The following is a 22,910-nucleotide window of genomic DNA, read 5'->3' on the forward strand; positions in this document are numbered from 1 at the left end:
AGCCTTCATTGTCCGCCAGCGCCCGTTCCAGCAAGGGCTCCAGTTCCTGGGCCTGCAGCCTTCATTGTCCGCCAGCGCCCGTTCCAGCAAGGGCTCCAGTTCCTGGGCCTGCAATTCAAAACGCATCTTTCCCGACTCGATTTTTTCGCTGTCGAGAATGTCATTGATCAGCCGGATCAGGCGCTCGCAATTACTCTGGGCAATGCCCACAAGATTTTTGGCCTTTTCCGGAATTTCACCGGCCACACCCGCCCATACCAGCCCCAACGATCCGCGTATCGAGGTCAGCGGCGTTCGCAGCTCATGGCTCACCGTCGAGACGAATTCGGTTTTCATGCGGTCGATGCGTTTGAGTTCCGTGACGTCTGTTCCCAAGGAGGAAAACCCGATGACCATGTCCTGCTCGTCGCCTTCTCCATAACGGGGGAAGTAGTTCATGACGTACTCGCGGCGATCGCCGTCGACGGCCACATACTCAAACTCATGGCGCACCGAGTAACCGGAAAGGGCCTCGCGCACATGGGCCTTGACCTGCTCATAGAGCTCGGGGCCCAGCACTTCCTGCATCGGCCGGTTCTGGATTTGCTCCGGTTTCAGGCCAAACGCTTCTTCGTAGGCGCGGTTGTGGAACTGGAAGCGTTGCTGCCCGTCAATATAGGCAATCAGCGCCGGGACGGTGTCGGTCAACTGGCGCAACTGCTCTTCGCTGTTGCGCAGTGCCTCGGTGATGCGCGCACTCTCGGTAATGTCGTGAATGATGGCGGTGAACAGCCGCTTTCCACTCACATTGACATCCCCAAAGGAAACATTGACGGGGAACTCGGTTCCGTCGTGGCGCTGGCCCTGAACCTTGACATCCCACTCCCTGAAGCCGCGCTGGCGGCCGCTCAGCCCGGAGAAAAACGCGCTGAAACCCATCCGGTACCGCGTTGGCAAGAGCATGGTGACTTCCTGTCCAACCAGGTCATCAAGCYGGTAACCAAAAAGGTGCCTGGCCGCGCTGTTGGCATGCACGATCAAGCCTTCCCCCGTCGCCGTCACCAGGCCTTCGGCCATGCTCTCGGTCACAGCGCGGCTCATGGCTTCGCTGTCGAGGAGCTGCGCTTCAGCCCTGCGGCGCTTTTCCTGCGTCCGGAGAATCCGCTGGATCGCCCAGCCAAAGATGCTGAGGGACAGCAATCCGCCCATGAGGATCAATTGCTTGACGGTCTGGGCGGTCTGGCGGGTTTCCGCCTTGGTGTGCTCAAGGGCCGACACCTCGCCCCCTCTGATGCGGCCAATGAGGGTCTCAATTTCGTCATGAAGCTGGCGGCTTTGGTTTCCGCCCACCATCGCCGTTGCGGCGTCGAGGCCGGATTGCTGCCGCGCCGCGACGGTCTGCTCCATCAGCTCAACCCTTCGCGTTATGGCCTCCTTCAGCGCCAGCCAGTCCGCAGTGCCGGTAGGCACCTCCTGGCCAGAACGCAGGCTCTCGAGTGCTTGCTGGATCTGCCCGCGGGCCTGGCGATACTCAGCCAGGTCGCCTGAAGCATTGGTCAGCAAGAAACGCCGCTGCAGGGACTCCGCCGTCTTGAACTCGGTCACTACGCGCTGCAGGAGAAGCGCCTTTTCCCGTGCTTCACTTTCACTCTGCGCATCGGTGATCAGCGAGTTGATGGTGACATAGGATGCTGCGATGCTCAGGGCGATCAGCACCATTCCGGCACACAAGGCCACATTGATGCTTGAACGAAAGGGCATTTTCATGGCGCTTTGAGCTTCAGCCTGTTCGCCGCAAGGCGGCTTATTGAGTGCCCAACACGGTGCGGACAGCCTGAATGAGTGATTCCGTCTCTACGGGTTTCGTGACGTATCCGTCGGCACCGCCTGCAAGGCCCTTCAGCACGGATTCCCGCGTTGCCTTGGCGGTCAGCATGATGACCGGAACGTCCTTGAGTACGGGGTGGGAACGGATCCGCAACAGGATGTCGAACCCGTCCGCATCTGGAAGCATGACGTCCAGAAGCACCAGGTCGGGAATCGGCTGCTTGCGAAATTCTGYGACGATCTCGGCACGGGAACCGGCAGTCCGGACATCAAAGCCTTCGAACGTCAAATAGCTTTTCAGGAATTTGGCGAGGTGCTCTTCGTCATCAACGATGATGGCCGACAGCCGCTCACCAGCCGCCCGGACCCGAGGCGCACCGCGTTTTCGCGCAATGCGAACGTAGTAGTTGGACTTTTTGAGCGTGGCCGCGCAGGAATCGGCTTCGGCGTCTGCCGCCGTCAGGGCCGACGGACTCAGGGTGAATTGAAGCGATCCGGCAAACGGATCGGGCGGGACCAGTTCCACGAGCCCTTTGGCGTACAGCAAATCCAGGATACCGTCCACTGCTGCACCGCCTGCTTCCCCCATGCTCTGGCGGATCTGGGCAACCGTGAGGACGCCATCAAGCCGCACCAGCAATTCGATCTCCGGCTGCGAAATCGAGGTGGCAGCGCTGCGCAGCTCCTGCTGACCTTTGGAGGTAACCGCATAAACGTTGTTGGGATGCACTGTGAATGTCCTTTCGCGGATAACAGTCGTGGCATGAGTCGTGGCATGCACCTGATTGCATTCTGATTCTAGTGGCTTGGGTTGTAAGGGAAACGATACACCTTGACGTCCTGTCGTTGGGATCGACTCGCTACAGCCCGGCAGCGGCCGCCTCCACCGGCGGTAATTCCGACTTCAGCCCAGCAATCAACTCACCGAGGGAGGATTCCAGCTCCCTCAGTAAATCATCCAGGCGCTGGCGCGGCTGGCCTTCATTGATGGCCTGTTCGAGTGCGGCGGCATCTGCCGGTACGCGAACTGCACCGATCTGGGCGGAAACGCCCCGCAGGGAATGGCTCAGCAATTCGGCATTCTTCAGGTCGCCTGCATCCAGCGCCTCCCGGATCTGCCTCGGGGTATCGCTGCGGCCGTCGAGATAACGGCGCAGCATCGACAGGTAAAACCCCTTCATGCCCATGGCGCGGGTCAGCCCGACGGCAAGGTCCAGCCCCGCGACCTGCTCAGGCAATGCGGCGTCTCCTGAATCCGCCCCGGGAACTCCCGCAGCAGCTGGTTTGACACCATCGCGCGGCGGGGCCGCTGGCATCGCTGCAGGGGCAGCCTGCGGCGAGGAAGCCGGCTTCAGGACCCCATAAACGTGAATCGGCTCGGCAAACCCCTTGGCCGTCACGGCGGGCCGTACTTCAGCCTGAATCTCTGAGCGCACCAATGCATGGGTTTGACTGGAGATCAGTATTTGCCCAGGCTCCGCAGCCTGCTCAAGCCGCGCGGCAAGGTTCACCTCGCGGCCAATGATGGTGTAGTCCATGCGCAGCTTGCTGCCGAAATTTCCGACGTCGCAAAATCCTGAATGGATGCCGATGCGTATCTCAAAAGCCTTGTCGACTCCCTTTGCTTTCCAGCGCAGTTGAAGCTCGTCGAGCCGCACCAGCATGGCCACCGCCATCTTGACGCACTGAACAGCATCCTGTTGCCGGCCGAGGGTATGTGGATCTCCAAAAAAAATCACGATCGCATCGCCGATGAATTTGTCCAGCGTAGCGCCATAGTCGGCCGCAATCTGTGACATTTCTTCAAAGTAGCTGTTGAGCAGGAAGGTGACCTCTTCGGGCTGCCACTTCCCGGTGGATTCCGTGAAATTCTTGATGTCTGAAAAGAACACCGTAAGCCATTTGCGCTGCGTCTCGATTTCAGCCTGCCGCGACCCGTCAAACAGGGACTGGTAGACCTGCGGCGCCAGGTAGCGCGACAGTTGCTCAGACAAGGTTTTCAGGCGCTTGGCATTGGCGCTGCGCTCAAGCTGCATCCTCACGCGCGCCAGAAGGATGGGCGGGCTGATSGGTTTGGTGATGTAGTCGGTGGCCCCCAGGTCCAGCCCATACTGCTCCTCTTCGACGCTGGCAAGGGCTGTCAGGAAAATTACCGGAATATCGGCCGTGCGCGGATCGCCTGCCAGCTGCCGCATCACCTCGTAACCGTCCATGTCGGGCATCATCACATCCAGCAGGATGATCTCGGGACGCACCCCCGAAGTTGCCGCCTGCAGGCCGGCCTCGCCGGACGCAGCGGCAATCACCTCATACCGGTCCTGCAGCAGCGTCGAGAGGAAATAGCGTATGTCCTCGGTATCGTCCACCACCAGGATGCGGGACCTTCGCGTGGAGGGCGCTTCACCAACCGTCGGCTTCACAGGTTCAGTCATGATGTGGCTCTTCCATGAATGCCGGGCCGATTGCGGCCCTACCGGGTTTCCGGCAGAGAGTTATGTGAGATGGCAGTCTGCATCGTTGCAGTTGCCTTATTTCAACAGTTCCGCCCGCATGGCGTCAATCACCGCCTTGTAGTCGGGTTTCCCGAAAATCGCGCTGCCTGCGACAAAGGTATCGGCACCGGCCGATGCCACGCGCGCGATGTTGTCGGTCTTGATCCCGCCATCGACCTCCAGGCGAATGTCTTTTCCCGATGCATCGATGCGTTTTCTGGCATCTTCTATCTTGCGCAGCGCGGAGTCAATGAAGCTTTGCCCGCCAAAGCCCGGGTTGACGCTCATGATCAGGATGAGGTCGATATCCTCAATCACCCAATCCAGCACATCCAGCGGCGTAGCCGGGTTGAACACCAGCCCCGCCTTGCAGCCCTTCGCCTTGATGGCTTGCACGCTGCGGTGCACATGGCCCGACGCCTCGGGATGAAAGCTGATGAGGTCGGCGCCTGCATCGGCAAAAGCTGCGGCCAGTGCATCGACGGGCTGCACCATCAGGTGCACGTCCACCGGCACAGCCGTGCCGTCCGCCCTTTTTGCATGGGGCTTGAGGGCCTGGCAAATCATCGGCCCGAAGGTCAGGTTAGGCACATAGTGGTTATCCATGACGTCAAAGTGGATCCAGTCAGCCCCTGCGGCAATCACGGCCTTGATCTCCTCGCCCAGGCGGGCAAAGTCGGCGGACAAAATGGAGGGGGCGATCCGGTATGTGGGCGGCGTGTTTTTAGGCATGGCCGGATTGTCGCAGCAAGCCGCCGCCGCGTCATGCCCGCACGCAGGACAGCCGCCCCGGCAGGCGGTTAACATGGGCGCCAACCGTTTACCTGCCATGCCCAAATACCAGTTCTCCTGCGAAGTTGTTCCGCAATACCAGCCTGACCAGTCGGCCCCGGAAGACCACGTCTACGGGTTTTCCTATACCGTGACGGTAACCAACACCGGCGACGTGACGGCCYAGTTGATTGCCCGCCACTGGGTCATCAGTGACGCCAACGGCCACAACGAGGAGGTCAAGGGGCTGGGGGTTGTAGGCCACCAGCCGCTGCTCAAGCCTGGCGAGTCCTTTCAATACACCAGCGGTTCGCGCCTGCGCACGCCCACCGGCACCATGCACGGCAGCTATTTTTGCGTCGCGGAAGACGGCGAGCGTTTTGAAGCACCCATACACATGTTCGTACTGGAAGCCAACAACGGCAGCACCCCGCATGGCCGGGTCCTGCACTGAACGATGGATTTGACCGGCTGATGAAGGATCTCGCCTCCCTTCTCAAGGCGCTCGACCCCGACGCCGACCTTGCCCGCCGCCATGTCTGGCTGATCAAGCTTTTCGAATGGATTCGGGGCGACCAGACTTCCGTGCCCGCCGCCGTGGCACGGTTGCAGGCCTTCATGGATGCCGTGGAGATGCAGCCGGAAGTGCGCAGGCGCCTGCAGGCCTGGTGGCAGACGCTGATGCAGACCGTCGACATCACCACGTTGCTGGCGGACTTCGGCTTTGCCCCGCGCACTGCGTTTGTCAGCGAACTGGCCGAACGCCTGCGGCGCAAGCTGCTGCCCGGAACACCCGAAACCACCGATGCTTCGGAGCTTTTCCCGCTGGTTACTCCCACGCGCTTCGATGCCCAATGGATGGGCGCCCTGGAAGACGCGCAGGTCAGCCGCCTGACACAGCTGCTGTCGGCCAGCCCGCAGCTTGATGCCCTGCACTGGCAATACAGCCTGATGGACGCCCTGACGTATTGCACGGCGCAGATTCGCGCCACCGGTTTTGCACCGGAGCTGCGCCTGCGCATGAACCGCGCCACACCGCGCGCCAGGGCTTTTCATGCCTTGCCCGCCGACATCGACGAGCTGCGCAATGCGTTCTTCAAGCCCGACCGGGACGAAGCCCAGTTGCAGTCTGCCATCGCTCAGTACCGTGAGCGGCTCGATGCCTGCCGCCAGGCCGTCAACAGCATTTACGTACACCTCGAAGACCACGGCATTTCCGTCGGCATGGTGTTTCGGCTGCGCCAGCTGCGAGAACGCATCCTGCGCGTGCGCGAACTGCTGGATGCCCTGCTTTCACCCAAGCCGGGCATGGCCGCACTGAAATTGCTGGCACGCCGCGTCATCACGGCGCAGGAGAGCAAGAGCATAGGCGCGCTGATCAGCGCCAATTCCACGCTGCTGTCGGCCAAGATGGCAGAGCGCAGCGCGGAGACCGGAGAGACCTACATCACCCGCACCCGCGAGGAATACCGCGAAATGCTGGGCAAGGCCATGGGCGGCGGGGCGATCACCGCCTTCACCACCTTGCTCAAGTTCATGGTTGTCGCCGTCGGGCTTTCCGCCTTCTGGGGCGGTTTCTGGTCCAGTGTTGTCTACGCCGGCAGTTTTGTCGTGATCCAGCTGCTGCATTTCACGCTGGCCACCAAACAACCCGCGATGACCGCGCCGGCGATGGCGGCAAAGCTCAAGGACATCGGCTCGACCGATGCGACAGGCCCCATTGAAGCGTTTGTCGACGAGGTCACGCACCTGGTGCGTTCCCAGGTTGCAGCGGTGTGCGGCAACGTATTCATGGTGGTGCCGGCCGTGCTGCTGATCAACGCACTGATCCAGGTGATGATGGGCCAGCCCATGATCAGCGCCGCCGACGCGCACCACGTACTGGACACCCTCACCGTGATGGGCCCTGCCCTGTTGTGGGCCGGTTTCACCGGCGGCATCCTGTTTGCAGCCAGCATGATCGGGGGCTGGACCGAAAACTGGTTTGTGTTGCACCACCTTGATTCAGCGATGCGCCACAACCCGCGCATCACTGCCGTACTGGGGAGCGAGCGCGCAGCCCGCTGGTCCGCCTTCACGCGCGACAACATCTCGGGTTTCGCGTCCAACATTGCGCTGGGTTTCATGCTCGGCCTGATACCAGCCTTCACCGGTTTTTTTGGTCTTGAACTCCAGGCCCGCCACGTCACGCTGTCAACCGGCCAGCTGGCGGCGGCCGGTGCCTCTCTCGGGCTCGAAGCGTTCCGGCACTGGCAGATCTGGTCGTGCGTCCTTGCCATTCCCCTGATTGGCGCACTGAACCTCGGCGTGAGTTTTTACCTCGCGTTTCGCCTGGCACTGCAGGCCCACAACGTGAGCAACCTCGATCGCGCCCGCATACGCAGCGCCATCTGGGCACGCCTGCGCAGCCACCCGCGCAGCTTCTTTATGCCTCTGGATAAGTAACACCCCTGTCCAGGCTCACTTCGTGTAGCCTGTTCTCCCCTCGAGGGGACGGCGCCTGCGGTCTGGCAAAGCCAGTCCCGCGGCACCACTGGTTGTGCCCACTGAACTCTTCAAGCAAGCAGGGGCCGCGGAACCGGCTTCGCCGGGCCGCAGGCGCCGTCCCCTGCAAGGGGAAAAGGGCTACACGCAGTGAGCCCGATAGGGGTGAATCTATCTTCCGGTCTTGTCCTACAGGTCCTGCCGCGAGGCGCCGGTAAATTAATGCAACGTTTCTTTTCAGAGACACCACCGGGCTTCATGCCGCCAAGGCTGGCCACTCAATGCGCAACATGCCGCACGCAGGGCATGCTTGAAGTAGTCCTGACGACAGTGGAGACAACCCCGTATGAATGAAATCCTGGCCATCTGGGCCGAGTGGATCAAGCCGTCGGCAGGTTTGCCGACCGTGCAATGGTCCATCCTGCTGGCGGTGGCCGCTGCGGCAGGCCACCTGGTCAACCGCTATACCGGCCTGCCCAAGGTCATTGGCTATTCACTCGTGGGCGGGCTGGCCGGACTGGCTGGTTTCACCGGTGCCGTGTGGCCGCTGCAGGGCACAGGGCTCTTCCTGCTGGAACTGGGTGTTGCCGTCGTGCTGTTTGAGGCGGGTGGCCGCATCCCGCTGCGCTGGTTTCGCCACAACCCCATGGTGCTCGTGCAGAGCCTGGCCGAATCTGCGCTCACCTATGTTTTTGTCCACTGGGCCTTGAGCAAACTGGGCGTGCGCGAGATCGTCGCGGAGTCGCTTGCATTGCTGGCCATGGCCGCATCGCCGGCTGTTCTTTCGCGCGTGGCGATTGACACACGCGCAGCCGGGCCGGTGACAGAACGCGCCCTGGTGCTGTCGACACTGGGCACACTCTATGCGTTGACCCTGTGCAGCGCCCGCGCCGGCCTGATGCCGCGCGGTGAAGCTGCGCTCTCGAGCCCGCTGTACCCGGTGCTGGTGGTGCTGGGCCTGTCTGTCGTCGTCGGCGCGGTGCTCGCACTGACGCTGCGCATCGCCTTGCGGGTGATGAGCCCCACCAGCGAAAACACCGCCATTTTGCTGCTGGCGCTGATTGCCGCGGGTGCGGCGCTTGCGGCCCACTTCGGCGGTTCGGCGCCGCTGGCGGCCCTGCTGGGCGGCATGCTGCTCAAGCAGCTCAATCCGCGCCCCTGGTCCTGGCCGCGGCAAATGGGCACCGCCTCGTCGATGCTGACCATGTTGATGTTTGTGCTGGTCTCGGTGGTGGCCGCGCAAGCGGACTGGAGCGGGCCGGTTACCGGTCTGGTCATCGGCATGGTCGTGGCCCGCATGGTTGCCAAGATTGCCGGTGTCGCCATCGGCAATGTGGGCAGCGGCGCCAGCTGGAAGCAGGCCCTCTGGGTCGGCTGCGCCATGTCGCCGATGTCGTCAGTAGCGCTGCTGCTGGTCTCACAGTTTGCGGCAGCCTCAGGCGCCACCGGGCGCCAGATCGCCAGCGTGGCCCTGCCCGCGATCCTGCTGATGGAAGTGCTGGGCGCCGTGCTCGCCACCGTGGCCATCTACCGCTCGGGCGAAAGCTCCAAACCCTGGGCGCCGCTCACACGCAGCCCCTCAACAGGACCCGTTCATGAGTCTTGAACCTTTCCAGAAGTCCGCGGCCCTCTCGCTGGGTGTCGAGCTCGAGTTGCAGCTCGTCAACACCCACGACTACGATCTCGCGCCATATGCCGAAGACATGTTGCGCCTGATGGCCAAAATACCRCTGCCCGGCGCCGTGGTGCCCGAAATGACGTCCAGCATGATCGAGATCTCGACCGGCGTATGCCACAACGCTTCGGAGGTGCTGGGCCAGCTCTCTCAGATTCGCGATGCGCTCGTCAAGAGCGCCGACAAGCTCAACATCGCGGTGGTAGGCGGCGGCACGCACCCGTTCCAGCAATGGCATGAACGCCGCATCTACGACAAACCCCGCTTTCGCGAACTGTCGGAGTTGTACGGCTACCTGTCCAAGCAGTTCACAATTTTTGGCCAACACGTGCATGTGGGCTGCTCCGATGCCGACAGCGCCCTGCTCACGCTGCATCGCATGTCCCGCTACATCCCTCACTTCATTGCCCTGTCGGCGTCTTCGCCCTATGTGCAGGGGCAAGACACGGCGTTTGATTCGGCGCGGCTCAATTCCGTGTTTGCCTTTCCACTGTCGGGCCGCGCGCCGTTTGCCTTGACGTGGAGCGACTTCACGCTGTACTTCGACAAAATGACACGCACCGGCGTCGTCAAGAGCATGAAGGACTTTTACTGGGACATCCGGCCCAAGCCCGAGTTCGGCACTATCGAGATTCGTGTGTTCGACACGCCGCTGACGGTAGAGCGGGCAACCGCCCTGGCCGGCTTTGTGCAGTCACTGGCGTCCTGGTTCATGCATGAGCAACCCTTCATGCCAACCGAAGACGACTACCTGGTGTATACCTACAACCGCTTTCAGGCCTGCCGCTTCGGGCTCGATGCGGTCTACGTCGACCCCGCAACCGGCGGCCACATGCCGCTGCGCGAGCACATCCTGCTGACCATGGCACAGATTGAGCGCCACGCCACCGGCATGGGCGCCGGTGCCTCGCTGCACTTGCTGCGCAACAGCGTGGAGCGTGCCGACAACGATGCCCGCTGGCTGCGCGAAAGACAGGGCGAGGAACACCTGCTGGCCGAGGTCATACGGCAGGCAGCCGACCGTTTTCGCGGCGGCATCACGCACCAGCAGCATCCCTGATGCCTCCCCGGCCCGGCTTTGCCGGATAGCCGCAGCGCCTTGAACCTGTTCGCAGGCCTGTATGCTCGGTGTATGGGTGAATTTGACCTGATCGCACGCTATTTCACGCGTCCTGCCCGCCAGGCCGTACTGGGTGTCGGTGACGACTGCGCATTGCTGCAGCCCAGGCCCGGCACACAGCTGGCCATCTCCAGCGACATGCTGGTCGAAGGCCGGCATTTTTTTACCGATGTGGATCCTTCCACGCTGGGCCACAAGGCGCTGGCTGTCAATCTCAGCGACCTGGCCGCCTGCGGCGCCAGGCCCCTGGCATTCACATTGGCCCTGGCCTTGCCCCGCATCGGGGAAGCCTGGCTGGCGGCATTTTCGCAAGGCCTGCTGGCACTGGCCGACGCCCACGGCTGTGAACTCGTGGGCGGCGACACCACCCAGGGGCCGCTCAACATCTGCATCACGGTGTTCGGCGAGGTGCCTGTGATCGACGGCAAGAGCCAGGCACTGCTGCGATCCGGTGCACAACCCGGTGACGACATCTATGTCAGCGGTGCGCTGGGTGACGCGCGGCTTGCCCTGGAGGCGCTGCGCGGCGCCCTGGCCCTGCCTCCAGGCGTCCTTGCACAAACCCGCCAGCGGCTCGAACAACCCACGCCGCGCGTGGCCCTCGGCCTGGCCTTGCGAGGCATCGCGTCTGCCGCCATCGACGTGAGCGATGGCCTCCTCGGTGACCTGCAGCACATCCTCAAGGCGTCTGGCGCAGGTGCCACTATCGATACCTCATTTGCTATTAATTTGATAGCTGCTTGCGCGCATCCTGATTGGGCTGGAGGCATTATTTCCCATGAAAAGCAGCTGGAATGCGCGCTCGCCGGCGGGGACGACTACGAGCTCGCTTTCACCGCGCCGCCCTCCGCACGCGAGGCCGTGCAGGCCGCTTCACAGCTTGCCGCAACGCCCGTCACCCGCATTGGAAAAATCGACCCTCAACCCGGGCTTCGCCTGGTCGATGCACAGGGGAAAGCCGTTTCGCAGCGCTTTTCCTCGTTTGATCACTTTGCCGGGAAATAAGAAACGTCTGAAGAAGCGCCTGCGCGCCTTTACTTCGCATCCACCAGGGCGCGAATGTCCAGCAGCGTCAGTTCATTGGCATCCGGCCTGCCGATTTCACGGCCGGACGAATACGGGAAATTGTTGTCGTTGACCACCACGATGTGCGTGGCGTCGACAATCGCCAGCCCTTCAGGCCCCAGGTGTGGCAGTGAAAACACCGCTTCGTTGGGGCCCAGTCTGGCCAGCCGCCGCGGATTGGCGATACGGGTCAGGTCGACATAGGCCACCTTGCGCACAAACCCGTCCGCATCGCTTTGCGCCAGGTCAATCTTGTAGACGCGCTTGAAACGCGCCGGCCGGGTGAAGCAGTCAGTGCGCGCTTCGCCAGGGCACGCCGGCAACTGGCCTTCGGTGCTGTCGTCACGCTCAATCACCAGGCCGGTTGTCGCGTCCAGCAACTGGAAGTCGGCGGCGACGTTGCCCACCTCTTCCAGCAGGTACTTCCACTGCTTGCCGGTGAAGCTGCGCGAGGCCGCGTCCACCTCATTGATGCGCACATAGGTTTTTTCGCCGGCTTTTTCCACGCTCTTGGCGGCCGTATCGAACAGCGGGCCTTCAAACATCGGGTACAGCTTGTTGCCGTCGGGTGATCTGGCCATGGCTTCAAACCCGTTGGAGCGGCGCACCTCAAACAATGCCTCGCCCGGCAGGTTGGGCAGGCGGCCCTGCATGTAGTGATCGGGCGACGCCAGCAGCTTGCCATTGATGACCGTCTCGGTCACGCCGAGCACGCGTCCCTGGAAATCGGTGCGCAGCAGGTAAGGGCCGTACTCATCGCCAATCCACCATTCGTTGCCCACTACCTGGATGGACTCGGGGTCGAAATCGATGCCCGTGAGATAACGGCGCTGCGTGTTCTCATTCTGGATGTGAAAAGGCACGCGCTTGTCGGGATCGCTCAGGAAAACGGTGCTGCGCCGCCGGACCTCGCCTTTGGTCCAGTCCGCCGACAACCGGTGCACCATCAGCAGCGCGTCCTGGGAATTGACCTTGTTGCCAAAGCCGTTGTCGGTCAGCGCCAGGAAGTCGCCTTTGCCCAGCGACACAATGCCCGAAAATCCCTGCACCGACTGTCCCTTCATGGGCAGGGTGCCACCGGAAGCGCGCGGGTATTTGGGGTCGCCGACAAAGGTGTTGGCGCTTTCGCTGCCCAGCCGCTCATTGCGCTGGCGTTTTGCGTTCGCAAATTTCCCCGCTGTGGCGAAAAGAGGACCCGCATCGTGAGGCGCGGGCACGGCGGTGGTGGCGCCCAGCGCTGCATGGCCGGCAAGAACCGCCTCCACTGCCGGGGCCGGTTGCGGTTGCGCCTGTGCGTGCCCGGCCCCTGAAGCCAGGCACAACGCACAGGCTGCCGCCAGGGTCAATCCATTCATCTTCGCCAAAACAGACATGGCCATCCTCCGTGTTGAATCGGTGGACTTTGACGCCTTTCTGTGAAGCGGCTGTGACAGGCGGCTGCACCGGATGGCCGGCGCACCGGTGTGATTCAGGTTCCTGCCTGTTTGCGCAGCCGGGCATGGCGCGCCAGGGCATGCACAAGGCGTGTGGTGACCCGCAAGACTGCGGGCGCGGCACCGCGGCCGAAATTTTCGACGGCTTCGCGGCGCAATTGCCTGGCACGCAGCCCGGCCAGATCGATCAGCCGGTTGTACTCTTCAAGCGAAAGGGTGCGGTTCATGATGTTTTCCTTTTCTGCCCTGGGTTTGCCGGGGTTGAAAGCACTGTAGGAAAAGCACGGCAAGACGGAAACAGCACGGCCCGCAAATGGGTCTTGCGCAGGCTGCAAAGCCGCTGGCGGCCTCGTCCTGCCGTACTGGTTACCATTGGCCCATGCGCAACCTCGGCTTCGACGACATGCTCCTCTTTGCCCGCGTGGCCGAGCTGGGCACCCTCTCGGCCGTTGCCCGTGAACGCGACGTCCCGGTCAGCCAGGTTTCACGCAGCCTCAGCCGTATCGAAAAAGCCTGCGGCACACGCCTGATCCATCGCTCCACGCACGGTCTGGCGCCCACCGCCGAAGGGGAAACCTTTCTGCAATACTGCCGCCGCATCGTCGGGACGCTCGACGAACTGGAGGGAGAATTTGCCAGCCAGTCGCAGCAGGCCTCCGGCTGGGTGCGCGTGGCAGCCAGCACCGTCGTCGCCCAGTACCTTCTGGCGCCCAGCTTTGACAGCCTGCACCAGCGCTACCCACAGCTGTGCGTGGACCTCCAGGTGGAAGACCGGCTGGTGGACATGGCGCGCGACGGCATCGATATCGCCATTCGCACCGGGACGCCGTTGACTGACACCGTCGTGGCACGCCAGATCGGCGCGCTGGGCCGGCGGCTGTATGCCGCGCCTGCTTACCTGCAGGCCTATGGGTCACCGCAGCATCCCGATGAGTTGAACCGCCACCGGCTGATCACCAACAGCGGCGTACCCATGCTCAATCACTGGCCTTTCGTGGTTGACGGTAAACCCAGCGTGATCGTGCCCAAGGCGTCCTGGCGCTCGGACAATACCGGCATGACCGCCACCCTGACACTGCAGGGCCTGGGCATTTCGCGTTGCGCCACGCTGGTCGCCGAACCCCTGGTGCGCCAGGGTCTGCTCGTCCCGGTGCTGGCGGACTTTGTCGACGAACAACCCAGCCCGATTTATGCGGTAACGCTTACCAACCGCCACCGCCTGCCCAAAATCAAGGCCTGCATCGACCATTGGGCCGAATGGCTGGAAAAAACCAGCGCAGCCCCCGCCACAGCATCATGACCCGCATGTCCGAACTTCCCACGCCTGCAGAAATCCCCCGCCCGCCACGGTTCCGGCCCAGCGCCAGGTTTTTGTTGTCGCATCCTGCGCATTTCATCGCCCTCGGTTTCGGTTCGGGCCTGAGCCCGGTGGCGCCCGGCACGGCAGGCACGCTCTGGGCCTGGCTGGCTTTTCTGGTGCTGCAGCAATGGCTGTCGCCGGCGGACATGGGCTGGCTGATTGCAGCTTCTGCACTCATCGGATGGTGGGCCTGCACCGTCACCGCGAAAGCCATGAACGTGCTGGACCCGGGCAACATCGTCTGGGACGAAGTCGTGGCCTTCTGGCTGGTGCTTTGGCTGGTCATGCCGGCAGGCTTTGAAGCGCAGCTCGCCGCGTTTGCGCTGTTCCGCTTTTTTGATGCCGTGAAACCCGGCCCGGTGGCATGGGCGGACCATGCTTTCAAGGGCTTCGGCTGGCGCGGCGGCTTCGGCATCCTGTTTGACGATTTGGTGGCGGCGTTCTGCGCCTTGCTGGTGATCGCAGTCTGGAGATTCTGGTGAGCAGCAACTTGCTATCAAAAAAGGAGCTGCTTGCGCCCACCCCTGTTGGGCAGGTGGCCGATTTGCTGCTTGAAAAAGGCTGGATGCTCGCCACGGCCGAAAGCTGCACCGGCGGCATGATCTCGGCGGCCTGCACCGACCTGGCAGGCTCCAGCGCGTGGTTCGAGCGCGGCTTTGTCACCTATTCCAACGAAGCAAAAAACGAACAGCTGGGGGTGGAGGCTGCGCTGATTGCCGGGCACGGCGCCGTCAGCGAAGAAGTGGCTCGTGCGATGGCTTCCGGCGCCCTTGGCCGCTCCCGCGCACAGGTATCGGTGGCAGTCACAGGGGTGGCAGGCCCAACCGGCGGCAGTGCCGCCAAGCCTGTCGGCACGGTATGGTTTGGTTTTGCGCTGCCGGGCCGGCTGGTGTCCGAAGTCCGGCGCTTTGACGGCGACCGTGCCGCGGTGCGCAGCGCCACCGTGCAGCACGCGCTGCAACGGCTGCTGCAATTGCTGCGCGAAGCCGGCTGACGCGTGAGCGACGCCGCCACGAACCGAAGCGCTATAGAGTCGCCAAGCCACCCGGCCACCCCGAAAAACACCGCCAAGGAGACACCATGCACCCCAACCAGGCCACCCTCGAGAAGTTTTACAGCGCCTTCGCACGGCTGGATTCCGACACCATGGCGACCTGCTATGCCCCGGACACCGCATTCGACGACGAGGCATTTTCGCTGCGGGGGCACCGCGAGGTCACCGGCATGTGGCACATGCTGTGCGACGCCACCAAGGCTAAAGGCATGGACGTCTGGAAGCTCACCTACAGCGGCCTGGAAGCCGGGGCGAGCACGGGAAAATCCCACTGGGACGCCTACTACCGCTTCAGCGCCACCGGGCGCATGGTGCACAACAGCATTGACGGCGCGTTTGAATTCAACGAACAGGGCCTGATCACGCGGCACCGCGACCGCTTTGATTTCTGGTCCTGGTCGCGCCAGGCGCTGGGCGCGCCCGGCCTGCTGCTGGGCTGGACGCCCTTTCTGCGCGCCAAGGTGCGGGCAAGGGCGGCGGCGAATCTGCAAAAATACCTGGCCCAGCGCAAGAGTTGATCTGAACAGGAGTTCCCATGTCCTGGTTTGACGGTTTTGAGTCACGCAGCTTTGAGGTCAACGGCGCGTCCATCAACGCGCGGTTTTCCCGGGTCGTACCGGGCGATCCGCTGCGCCCGGCCCTGTTGCTGCTGCATGGTTTTCCGCAGTCGCATGTGATGTGGCACCGCGTGGCGCAGCGCCTGGCAAAACACTATTTCCTGGTCATGCCCGATCTGCGGGGCTACGGGGACTCTTCCAAAACCGCGGGCCTGCCCGACCACAGCAACTACAGCAAGCGCAACATGGCGCACGACATGGTCGGGGTGATGGACGCCCTGGGTGTGGACCGCTTTTATCTCTGCGGCCACGACCGCGGCGGGCGTGTGGCGCACCGGCTGGCGCTGGACTACGCGGCGCGCGTGCAAAAGCTTTGCGTCATCGACATCGCCCCCACACTGGACATGTACGAAGGCCGCAGCATGACAGAGCCCTACATGGCGTTTGCGCGGGCTTATTACCACTGGTTCCATATGCTGCAACCGGCGCCGCTGCCCGAAATCATGATGGGTGCCAACCACCCTGAAACCGCCAGGGCCTATCTGCATGCCAAGCTCGGCGGTTGGGGCAGCGCGGGGCTCAACTACATCGAGCCGCAGGCGCTGGCCGAATATGAGCGCTGCTTTTGCAATGCCGATGCGCTGCATGCGGCGTGTGAAGACTACCGCGCCAGCGCCGGTATTGACCTGGACCATGACCGCGAAAGCCGCGCACAACAGCTGAAGGTGGCCTGTGACTTTCTGCTCCTGTGGGGCGAACGCGGTGTGGTGCACCGGATGTTCGAACCGCTGGCCTTGTGGCAAGAACAATGCAGCGGCGATGTTTCGGGTCACGCCATGCCAGCTGGCCATTTCATCCCCGAAGAACAGCCGGAGGCTACGGCCACCGCGCTGCACAATTTCTTTCGCTGACTTCAAGGGACGGCCATGTCGACTTACACGGCAGAGGTTTTATGGGAAATCAATGGCGGCGATTTCTTGGGTAACCGCTACAGCCGCAGGCATTTGATCCGGTTCGATGGCGGCCTTGAGGTGCCGGGCTCTTCCTCACCCCACGTTGTGCCCTTGCCGATGTCGGACGCATCGGCCATGGATCCGGAAGAAGCGTTTGTCGCCTCGCTGTCCAGCTGCCACATGCTGTGGTTCTTGTCGATTGCGGCCAAACGCAAATTTGCCGTGGCGCGCTACTTTGATGCGGCCAGCGGCGTGATGGAAAAGAACGCCGAAGGAAAAATCKCCATGACCACCGTCACCTTGCGGCCGGAGGTGGCGTTTTCCGGTGAACGGTTGCCCACACGTGCCGAGATCGACCAATTGCACCACGAGGCGCACGACGCCTGCTTCATCGCCAACTCGGTGAAGACCGAGGTGCGCTGTGAGCCGGTGCATGGCAACGCATGACTGACCGCAGGCCGCTGCTGGTCGCTCTGGGCCTGCTGGTATTGGCCGCGCTGGTCTGGTCGGGTATGGCGCCGTATGACCGGGGTACCTGGGTGCTCGAGGTGGCGCCCGCCGTCATCGCCGCACCGGTGCTGCTGGCCACGGGCCGGCGCTACCCGCTGACGACCTTGCTGTACGTGCTGATTGCGCTGCACATGCTGGTGCTGATCGTGGGTGGCGCCTACACCTATGCCCGGGTGCCGCCGGGTTTCTGGCTGCAGGATATGTTTCACCTGAGCCGAAACCCCTACGACAAGGTCGGCCACTTCATGCAGGGGCTGGTGCCTGCGATGGTGGCACGCGAGGTATTGCTGCAGCGGGGCTACCTGGGCAGCCGCCGCATGGCAGGGTTTTTGTCGGTGTGCGTGGCCATGGCCATCAGCGCGGTGTATGAACTGGTGGAGTGGTGGGCGGCCTTGGCGCTGGGTAAGGGCGCGGACGAATTCCTCGGGACCCAAGGGGATCCCTGGGATACACAGTCGGACATGTTCATGGCCTTGATAGGCGCTGCGGTGGCGGTCACGCTGCTGGGCCGGTGGCATGACCGGCAGATGCGCAAGCTTTCTGGTAGATAGCACCCTATCCGCTTCAGCTCGCAGGAGTGGGGATCAAACCCCACCCGCCAGCAGCGCCGCATTCCCCCCCGCCGCGGTCGTATTCACCGTCACCGTTTGCTCCGAGCAAAAGCGGTACAGGTAATGCGGCCCACCCGCCTTGGGGCCTGTACCGGACAGGCCTTCACCGCCGAAGGGCTGTACACCGACCACTGCGCCGATCATGTTGCGGTTCACATAAATATTGCCCACATGGGCCGCGGCGGCCAGCGCCTGCGCGCGTGAGTCGATGCGGGTTTGAATGCCCAGCGTGAGGCCGTAACCCAGGGCGTTGATCTGCGCAATGACGGCTTCGGGCGTGACCAGCTCGCCACTGCCCCAGCGCACGATCTGCAGCACGGGGCCGAAGATTTCGTCCTTGACTTCGGCCAGGCTGCGCACCTCAAAGGCCGTGGGGGGAATGGCGTTTGCTATGAAATCAGGAGCTGCTCGCGCACGTTCCTTATGGCCTACCAGCACTTTTGACGTTGAACCCAGGCGTTCCAGATGCTTCTGGATGTTGTCAAAGGCTTCGCGGTCGATCACCGGGCCGACATCCGTTGCCAGGTCAGCTGTCTCGCCCACCACCAGCTCCTGCGCGGCGCCTTTGATCATCTCGATCACATGGTCGGCGATGCCTTCATGTACGCATAACAGGCGCAGGGCCGAACAGCGCTGGCCTGCAGAGCGGAACGCACTTTGCACCACGGCGTCGGCCACCTGCTCAGGCAGGGCCGTGCTGTCCACCAGCATGGCATTGATGCCGCCGGTCTCGGCGATCAGCGGGACGATGGGGCCGTCTTTGGCGGCCAGCGCGCGGTTGATGATTTTGGCGACCTGGGTGGAACCGGTGAACACCACGCCGGCCACCTGCGGTGCGGCCACCAGCGCCGCGCCCACGGTTTCGCCGGGCCCGTGCGCCAGTTGCAGCACGCCTTCGGGCACCCCGGCTTCATGCAAGAGCCTCACGGCTTCCCAGGCCACGCCGGGGGTTTGCTCGGCGGGTTTGGCCATCACGGCGTTGCCAGTGGCCAGTGCTGCCGCGACCTGGCCGGTGAAGATGGCCAGCGGGAAATTCCAGGGGCTGATGCAGACCCACACGCCGCGTGCCGACAGGCGCAGCTCATTGGTTTCACCGGTCGGGCCAGGCAGCGCCACCGGCTGCATGATGCGTTCGGTTTCATTGGCGTAGTAGCGCAAAAAGTCCACCGCCTCACGCACTTCAGACACCGCATCCCCCCAGGTCTTGAAAGCCTCTTTGACCAGCAGGGCGCAGAACTTCGGCATCTGCCGCTCCATCGCGTCAGCTGCACGGCGCAGGGTGGCGGCACGCTCGGCCACAGGCACTTTGCTCCACTTTTGATAGCTGTTTGCGCCCGCCACGATTGCGCTGGCGGCCGATTTCGCATCAAACTCCGGCACCACGGGAACCTGCGTGGTCGCCAGCGCATCCAGCAGCGGCGTGCGCATGCTCTGAACCGTCAGGTCCAGCCCCTGGCTGTTGGGCCGGCCCGGGCCGTACAGCGCGGGCGGTAGCGGCAGCGATGACTCGGGCTCCAGCCGCAGCGGCGACGTCAGCAGTTCGCCCATGCCGACCGACTCGTCGGCCAGCTGGTGCACAAAGGAGGAATTGGCGCCGTTCTCCAGCAGCCGGCGCACCAGGTAAGCAAGCAGGTCGCGGTGGGCACCCACGGGGGCGTACACGCGGCAGCTGATCAGCGGGTTCTTCAATACCTCGCGGAACACGCCCTCACCCATGCCATGCAAGCGCTGCAGTTCGAAGGGGACTGCATTGCGGGATGCCATCTGCAAAATCGCGGCGATGGTGGCGGCGTTATGGCCGGCAAACTGCGGGTAGATCGCATCCGGCGCGGCCAGCAGGGCTTGCGCGCAGGCGAGGTAGGACACGTCGGTGTGGTGCTTGTGCGTGAACACAGGGTAGTGCGGCAGGCCCATTTCCTGCGCACGCTTGATCTCCGAATCCCAGTACGCACCCTTGACCAGGCGGCACATCAAGCGCAGGCCGTATTTGCGTGCAATGGCGGCGATGTGTTCAATGAGCTCCAGCGCGCGGGTCTGGTAGGCCTGCATGGCCAGGCCAAAGCCCTGCCATTGCGGGTGGTGCTTTGCCACCAGGGCGGCCAGGGCTTCAAACACATCCAGCGACAGCTCAAGCCTGTCGACCTCTTCGGCGTCGATGGTGAGGTTGATGTTGGCCCGGGCCGACAGCTCGCACAGCCTCCAGACACGCGGCACCAGCTCGGCCATCACGCGTTCGCGCTGGGCGTCTTCGTAGCGCGGGTGCAGGGCGCTGAGCTTGATGGATATTCCGTCATTTTGCTCGGTAAGGCCCGTTAGACGAGCGCCAGCAGCTATTGATTTAATAGCATTCGTATAACTGGCCAGGTAACGCAGCGCATCGGCGTCGGTGCGTGCGCCTTCGCCCAGCATGTCATAGCTGAAGCGCAGATTGGGAATCTTCCTCCGGGAGTCGTCGGCTTCTTTCATGGCATCGCCGATCGTCTGGCCCAGCACAAACTGCCGGCCCAGCAACTGCACGGCGCGCAGGGTCGCCGCCACCACCGTGCGCGCGCCCAGCTTGCTCATGAGGTTGGGCTGGCCGCCTTCGGGCAGGAACATCTTGGACATGGCGATGGCCGAAGCCGACAGGCGGGCCATTACGCCGTCACCGGCGCTCTCGAAGTCGGCGCGGCCCAGCTGGTCGGCCGTGAGCGCGATCGCGGTTTCAGCATCCGGCACGCGCAGCAGGGCTTCGGCCAGGCGCATCAGCGCCAGGCCTTCGGCGCTGGAGATCGGGTACTCTTTCAGCAGGCTTTCCATGGCCCAAAAGGGCGGCGGGTTGTCACGCACGGCCTGAACCCAGGGCTGGGCAGAGTGCGCGGCCGCCGCCCAGTCGAGCGCGCCCGCCAGGCGCTGCAGGTGCGCGGCCACGATGCCGGCTTCGGGGCGGTAAGGAAAGGGAAGGCGCGGAGATAAGGGCAACAGGGAGTTCATGGAGGTTTTCAAGGTAAGCAGCGTTTATTCGGTCAATATGACGATGTTCTGTTGAATGCCACAGAATTTCCCGCTAAATTCGCAGCATTCACCGGATAATTCGCTAGTCATGACAGAAACCTCACCCCAAATTGACCGCATCGACCTCAAAATCCTGAATGTCCTGCAGCAGGACGGCCGGATTTCCAACCTCAAGCTCGCCGAGAGCGTGGCGCTGTCGCCTACCGCCGTCCTGGCGCGGGTCCAGCGCTTGAGCCGTGACGGCTACATCCTGGGGTACGAGGCGCTGCTCAACCCGCTCAAGCTGGGTGCCGGCATGACAGTATTTGTGGAGGTGCTGCTGGACCGCACCACACCCAATGTGTTTGAAGCCTTCAAGGCCGCGGTGCAGGTTCACCCCGAAATCTCCGAATGCCACATGGTGGCGGGCGGCTTTGACTACCTGCTCAAGACCCGCATGGCCGACATGGCGGCCTACCGCGCCTTTGCCGGCACGGTGCTCTGGCAGCTGCCGGGCGTGCGCGAAACCCGCACTTACCCGGTCATGGAAGAAGTCAAAAACACCGCCAGGCTTCCGCTGGGGGTTTAGGCGACGCCGGTTTTTAAGAAAGGCATTGGCGCCTGTTTTTCACAGTTTCTTCACGGTTTCCACGGTTTTCTCACGGAGAACCGCTCAAATCCGCCTCCACCCGGACTAACCGCGTTGCCAAGCCGCGCGCATTGGGCTACCTTGCAATCCACCTATGCAACGAGTTGCATAGGCAGAGGGGCAGAAAAAAGCCCAGAAGCCGCAAAACAACGGAGGTTCCCGATGAAAAACAAGCCATGGTGGCGTTGGGGAGCATTGCTGGGGGTGCTTGTCGCCGCCGCAGCGCAGTCGGCAGAAACCGGTGTGACGGACACCGAGATTCGTGTCGGCCAATTCGCCGCCCAGACCGGCCCCGCCGCCGAACTGGGCAAACGCATGCAGCTGGGCCTGCTGGCGCACTTCAATGCGATCAACGCGGCAGGCGGTATCAACGGCCGCACCCTCAAGCTGGTGTCGCGGGACGACGGCTACGAACCCGACAAGGCGGCCGCCGCAGTCAAGGCCCTGATCGAGGAAGACAAGGTGTTCGCACTGGTCGGCTCGGTCGGCACGCCCACAACCCTGGCCGCAGTACCCGCCATCAACGCGGCGGGCATTCCGCTGGTAGGCCCGTTCACAGGCGCGCAGGGCCTGCGCGAGCCGTTCAACCGCAACCTGTTCCACGTACGTGCCAGCTACTTTGACGAGACCGAGCGCATCGTGCAGCACCTGAGCACCGTCGGCATCACCAAAATCGCGATCTTCTACCAGAACGACTCTTACGGCAAAGCCGGGCTTGAAGGCGTGATGCGGGCGCTGACCCGGCGCAACCTCAAGCCGGCCGCCAGCGTCACGGTCGAGCGCAACAGCGTGGATGTTGCCGCGCCGCTGGCAGAAATACTCAAGGCCGCGCCCGAGGCAGTGATCCAGATCAGTGCCTACAAGTCCTGCGCCGCGCTGATCAAGCAGGCCCGGGCCAAGGCCTACGGCGGCCAGTTTTTCAATGTGAGTTTTGTCGGCTCGAAGGCGCTCGCAGAAGAGCTGGGCGACACGGGGGCGGGCGTGACGATTTCGCAGGTGATGCCCTTTCCCTACACCCCCTCGTCAGCCATCGTGCGTGAATACCAGCAGCGCATGACTGAAGGCGGCCACAAGGACTTCGACTTCTCCAGCATGGAAGGCTTCCTCGTGGCCAAGGTCTTTACCGAAGGCCTGCGCCGGGYCGGCAAGGGCCTGACACGTGAAAGCCTGGTGACTGCGCTTGAGTCCATGCGCGACTACAACATGGGGGGTTTCACGGTGAACTACAGCCCGCAAAGCCACGAGGGCTCGCGCTTCACCGACCTGACCATCATCGGGCGCGGGGGGAAATTCATGCGCTAGGGAGCATCACGCCGGCCTTGCAAGGCGGCGCATCCTGGCAATAATGCGGACTACCCGTCCCTCATCCAATCCATCCACTTCATCCACCCCCATCC

The 22,910-nt window shown here is 63.0% G+C and carries 21 protein-coding genes; 14 read left to right on the plus strand and 7 right to left on the minus strand.

All coding sequences use genetic code 11. The annotated features are described in order from the left end of the window. The 4 genes from AC1D0Z_RS07615 to rpe form a co-directional block, all read right to left on the minus strand. Positions 1–1,746, minus strand: a 1,746-nt coding sequence (locus AC1D0Z_RS07615; RefSeq protein ID WP_477657641.1) for a PAS domain S-box protein, incomplete at its 3' end; no start/stop codon positions are given. 37 nt (positions 1,747–1,783) lie between these two features. Then, positions 1,784–2,536 carry a response regulator gene (locus AC1D0Z_RS07620; protein WP_477657642.1) on the minus strand — a complete coding sequence of 251 codons (753 nt, stop codon included), beginning with the start codon at positions 2,534–2,536 and terminating at the stop codon, positions 1,784–1,786. Between the two features lie 130 nt (positions 2,537–2,666). Next, on the minus strand, positions 2,667–4,238 hold the full coding sequence (locus tag AC1D0Z_RS07625) for an adenylate/guanylate cyclase domain-containing protein (protein ID WP_477657643.1): 1,572 nt from the start codon (positions 4,236–4,238) through the stop codon (positions 2,667–2,669). Positions 4,239–4,334: 96 nt separating this feature from the next. Then, positions 4,335–5,030: a ribulose-phosphate 3-epimerase gene (rpe, locus tag AC1D0Z_RS07630; protein WP_477657644.1), complete on the minus strand. Its 696-nt coding sequence runs from the start codon at positions 5,028–5,030 to the stop codon at positions 4,335–4,337. Between the two features lie 97 nt (positions 5,031–5,127). On the opposite strand from rpe, the gene apaG reads away from it, so the two are divergent. From apaG to thiL, 5 genes are all read left to right on the plus strand, one after another. Further along, positions 5,128–5,523, plus strand: a complete 396-nt coding sequence (apaG, locus tag AC1D0Z_RS07635; protein ID WP_477657661.1) for a Co2+/Mg2+ efflux protein ApaG — start codon at positions 5,128–5,130, stop codon at positions 5,521–5,523. A 20-nt stretch (positions 5,524–5,543) separates the two neighbouring features. After that, positions 5,544–7,514 (plus strand): site-specific recombinase, encoded by a 1,971-nt coding sequence (locus AC1D0Z_RS07640; protein WP_477657645.1) that lies wholly within the window; start codon positions 5,544–5,546, stop codon positions 7,512–7,514. 385 nt (positions 7,515–7,899) lie between these two features. Beyond that, positions 7,900–9,159: a cation:proton antiporter gene (locus tag AC1D0Z_RS07645; RefSeq protein ID WP_477657646.1), complete on the plus strand. Its 1,260-nt coding sequence runs from the start codon at positions 7,900–7,902 to the stop codon at positions 9,157–9,159. Beyond that, positions 9,149–10,288 carry a YbdK family carboxylate-amine ligase gene (locus AC1D0Z_RS07650; protein WP_477657647.1) on the plus strand — a complete coding sequence of 380 codons (1,140 nt, stop codon included), beginning with the start codon at positions 9,149–9,151 and terminating at the stop codon, positions 10,286–10,288. Before AC1D0Z_RS07645 ends, AC1D0Z_RS07650 begins: the two co-directional genes overlap by 11 nt. A 72-nt stretch (positions 10,289–10,360) precedes the next feature. Then, on the plus strand, positions 10,361–11,353 hold the full coding sequence (thiL, locus tag AC1D0Z_RS07655) for a thiamine-phosphate kinase (RefSeq protein ID WP_477657648.1): 993 nt from the start codon (positions 10,361–10,363) through the stop codon (positions 11,351–11,353). Between the two features lie 29 nt (positions 11,354–11,382). Here thiL and AC1D0Z_RS07660 read toward each other — a convergent pair whose 3' ends face one another. Together AC1D0Z_RS07660 and AC1D0Z_RS07665 are read right to left on the minus strand one after the other, a co-directional pair. Continuing rightward, the gene (locus AC1D0Z_RS07660) at positions 11,383–12,786 is read right to left on the minus strand and encodes an esterase-like activity of phytase family protein (protein ID WP_477657649.1); all 1,404 of its coding nucleotides are present in this window, start codon (positions 12,784–12,786) and stop codon (positions 11,383–11,385) included. Between the two features lie 95 nt (positions 12,787–12,881). After that, positions 12,882–13,073, minus strand: a complete 192-nt coding sequence (locus tag AC1D0Z_RS07665; protein ID WP_477657650.1) for a hypothetical protein — start codon at positions 13,071–13,073, stop codon at positions 12,882–12,884. Between the two features lie 152 nt (positions 13,074–13,225). Here AC1D0Z_RS07665 and AC1D0Z_RS07670 point away from each other — a divergent pair, with 152 nt between their 5' ends. The 7 genes from AC1D0Z_RS07670 (at position 13,226) to AC1D0Z_RS07700 (ending at position 17,831) form a co-directional block, all read left to right on the plus strand. Continuing rightward, a complete protein-coding gene (locus tag AC1D0Z_RS07670) occupies positions 13,226–14,146 on the plus strand; it encodes a LysR family transcriptional regulator (protein ID WP_477657651.1) in 921 nt (306 codons plus the stop codon). Further along, positions 14,143–14,688, plus strand: a complete 546-nt coding sequence (locus AC1D0Z_RS07675; protein ID WP_477657652.1) for a phosphatidylglycerophosphatase A family protein — start codon at positions 14,143–14,145, stop codon at positions 14,686–14,688. Before AC1D0Z_RS07670 ends, AC1D0Z_RS07675 begins: the two co-directional genes overlap by 4 nt. Continuing rightward, the gene (locus AC1D0Z_RS07680) at positions 14,685–15,200 is read left to right on the plus strand and encodes a CinA family protein (protein ID WP_477657653.1); all 516 of its coding nucleotides are present in this window, start codon (positions 14,685–14,687) and stop codon (positions 15,198–15,200) included. The genes AC1D0Z_RS07675 and AC1D0Z_RS07680 overlap by 4 nt, the downstream gene beginning before the upstream one ends. Positions 15,201–15,286: 86 nt before the next feature. Beyond that, positions 15,287–15,778: a nuclear transport factor 2 family protein gene (locus AC1D0Z_RS07685; RefSeq protein WP_477657654.1), complete on the plus strand. Its 492-nt coding sequence runs from the start codon at positions 15,287–15,289 to the stop codon at positions 15,776–15,778. Between the two features lie 17 nt (positions 15,779–15,795). Beyond that, on the plus strand, positions 15,796–16,728 hold the full coding sequence (locus AC1D0Z_RS07690; RefSeq protein ID WP_477657655.1) for an alpha/beta fold hydrolase: 933 nt from the start codon (positions 15,796–15,798) through the stop codon (positions 16,726–16,728). Between the two features lie 15 nt (positions 16,729–16,743). Further along, on the plus strand, positions 16,744–17,217 hold the full coding sequence (locus AC1D0Z_RS07695) for an OsmC family protein (protein ID WP_477657656.1): 474 nt from the start codon (positions 16,744–16,746) through the stop codon (positions 17,215–17,217). Further along, positions 17,214–17,831: a DUF2238 domain-containing protein gene (locus tag AC1D0Z_RS07700; protein WP_477657657.1), complete on the plus strand. Its 618-nt coding sequence runs from the start codon at positions 17,214–17,216 to the stop codon at positions 17,829–17,831. The genes AC1D0Z_RS07695 and AC1D0Z_RS07700 overlap by 4 nt, the downstream gene beginning before the upstream one ends. Positions 17,832–17,864: 33 nt before the next feature. Here AC1D0Z_RS07700 and AC1D0Z_RS07705 read toward each other — a convergent pair whose 3' ends face one another. Then, positions 17,865–20,864: an L-glutamate gamma-semialdehyde dehydrogenase gene (locus tag AC1D0Z_RS07705; protein WP_477657658.1), complete on the minus strand. Its 3,000-nt coding sequence runs from the start codon at positions 20,862–20,864 to the stop codon at positions 17,865–17,867. Positions 20,865–20,973: 109 nt separating this feature from the next. On the opposite strand from AC1D0Z_RS07705, the gene AC1D0Z_RS07710 reads away from it, so the two are divergent. Together AC1D0Z_RS07710 and AC1D0Z_RS07715 are read left to right on the plus strand one after the other, a co-directional pair. Then, the gene (locus AC1D0Z_RS07710; protein WP_477657659.1) at positions 20,974–21,453 is read left to right on the plus strand and encodes an Lrp/AsnC ligand binding domain-containing protein; all 480 of its coding nucleotides are present in this window, start codon (positions 20,974–20,976) and stop codon (positions 21,451–21,453) included. A 222-nt stretch (positions 21,454–21,675) separates the two neighbouring features. Continuing rightward, positions 21,676–22,815: an ABC transporter substrate-binding protein gene (locus AC1D0Z_RS07715; RefSeq protein ID WP_477657660.1), complete on the plus strand. Its 1,140-nt coding sequence runs from the start codon at positions 21,676–21,678 to the stop codon at positions 22,813–22,815. Positions 22,816–22,910: the final 95 nt, after the last annotated feature.

The organism is Polaromonas sp. P1_E3 (genome assembly GCF_056405935.1).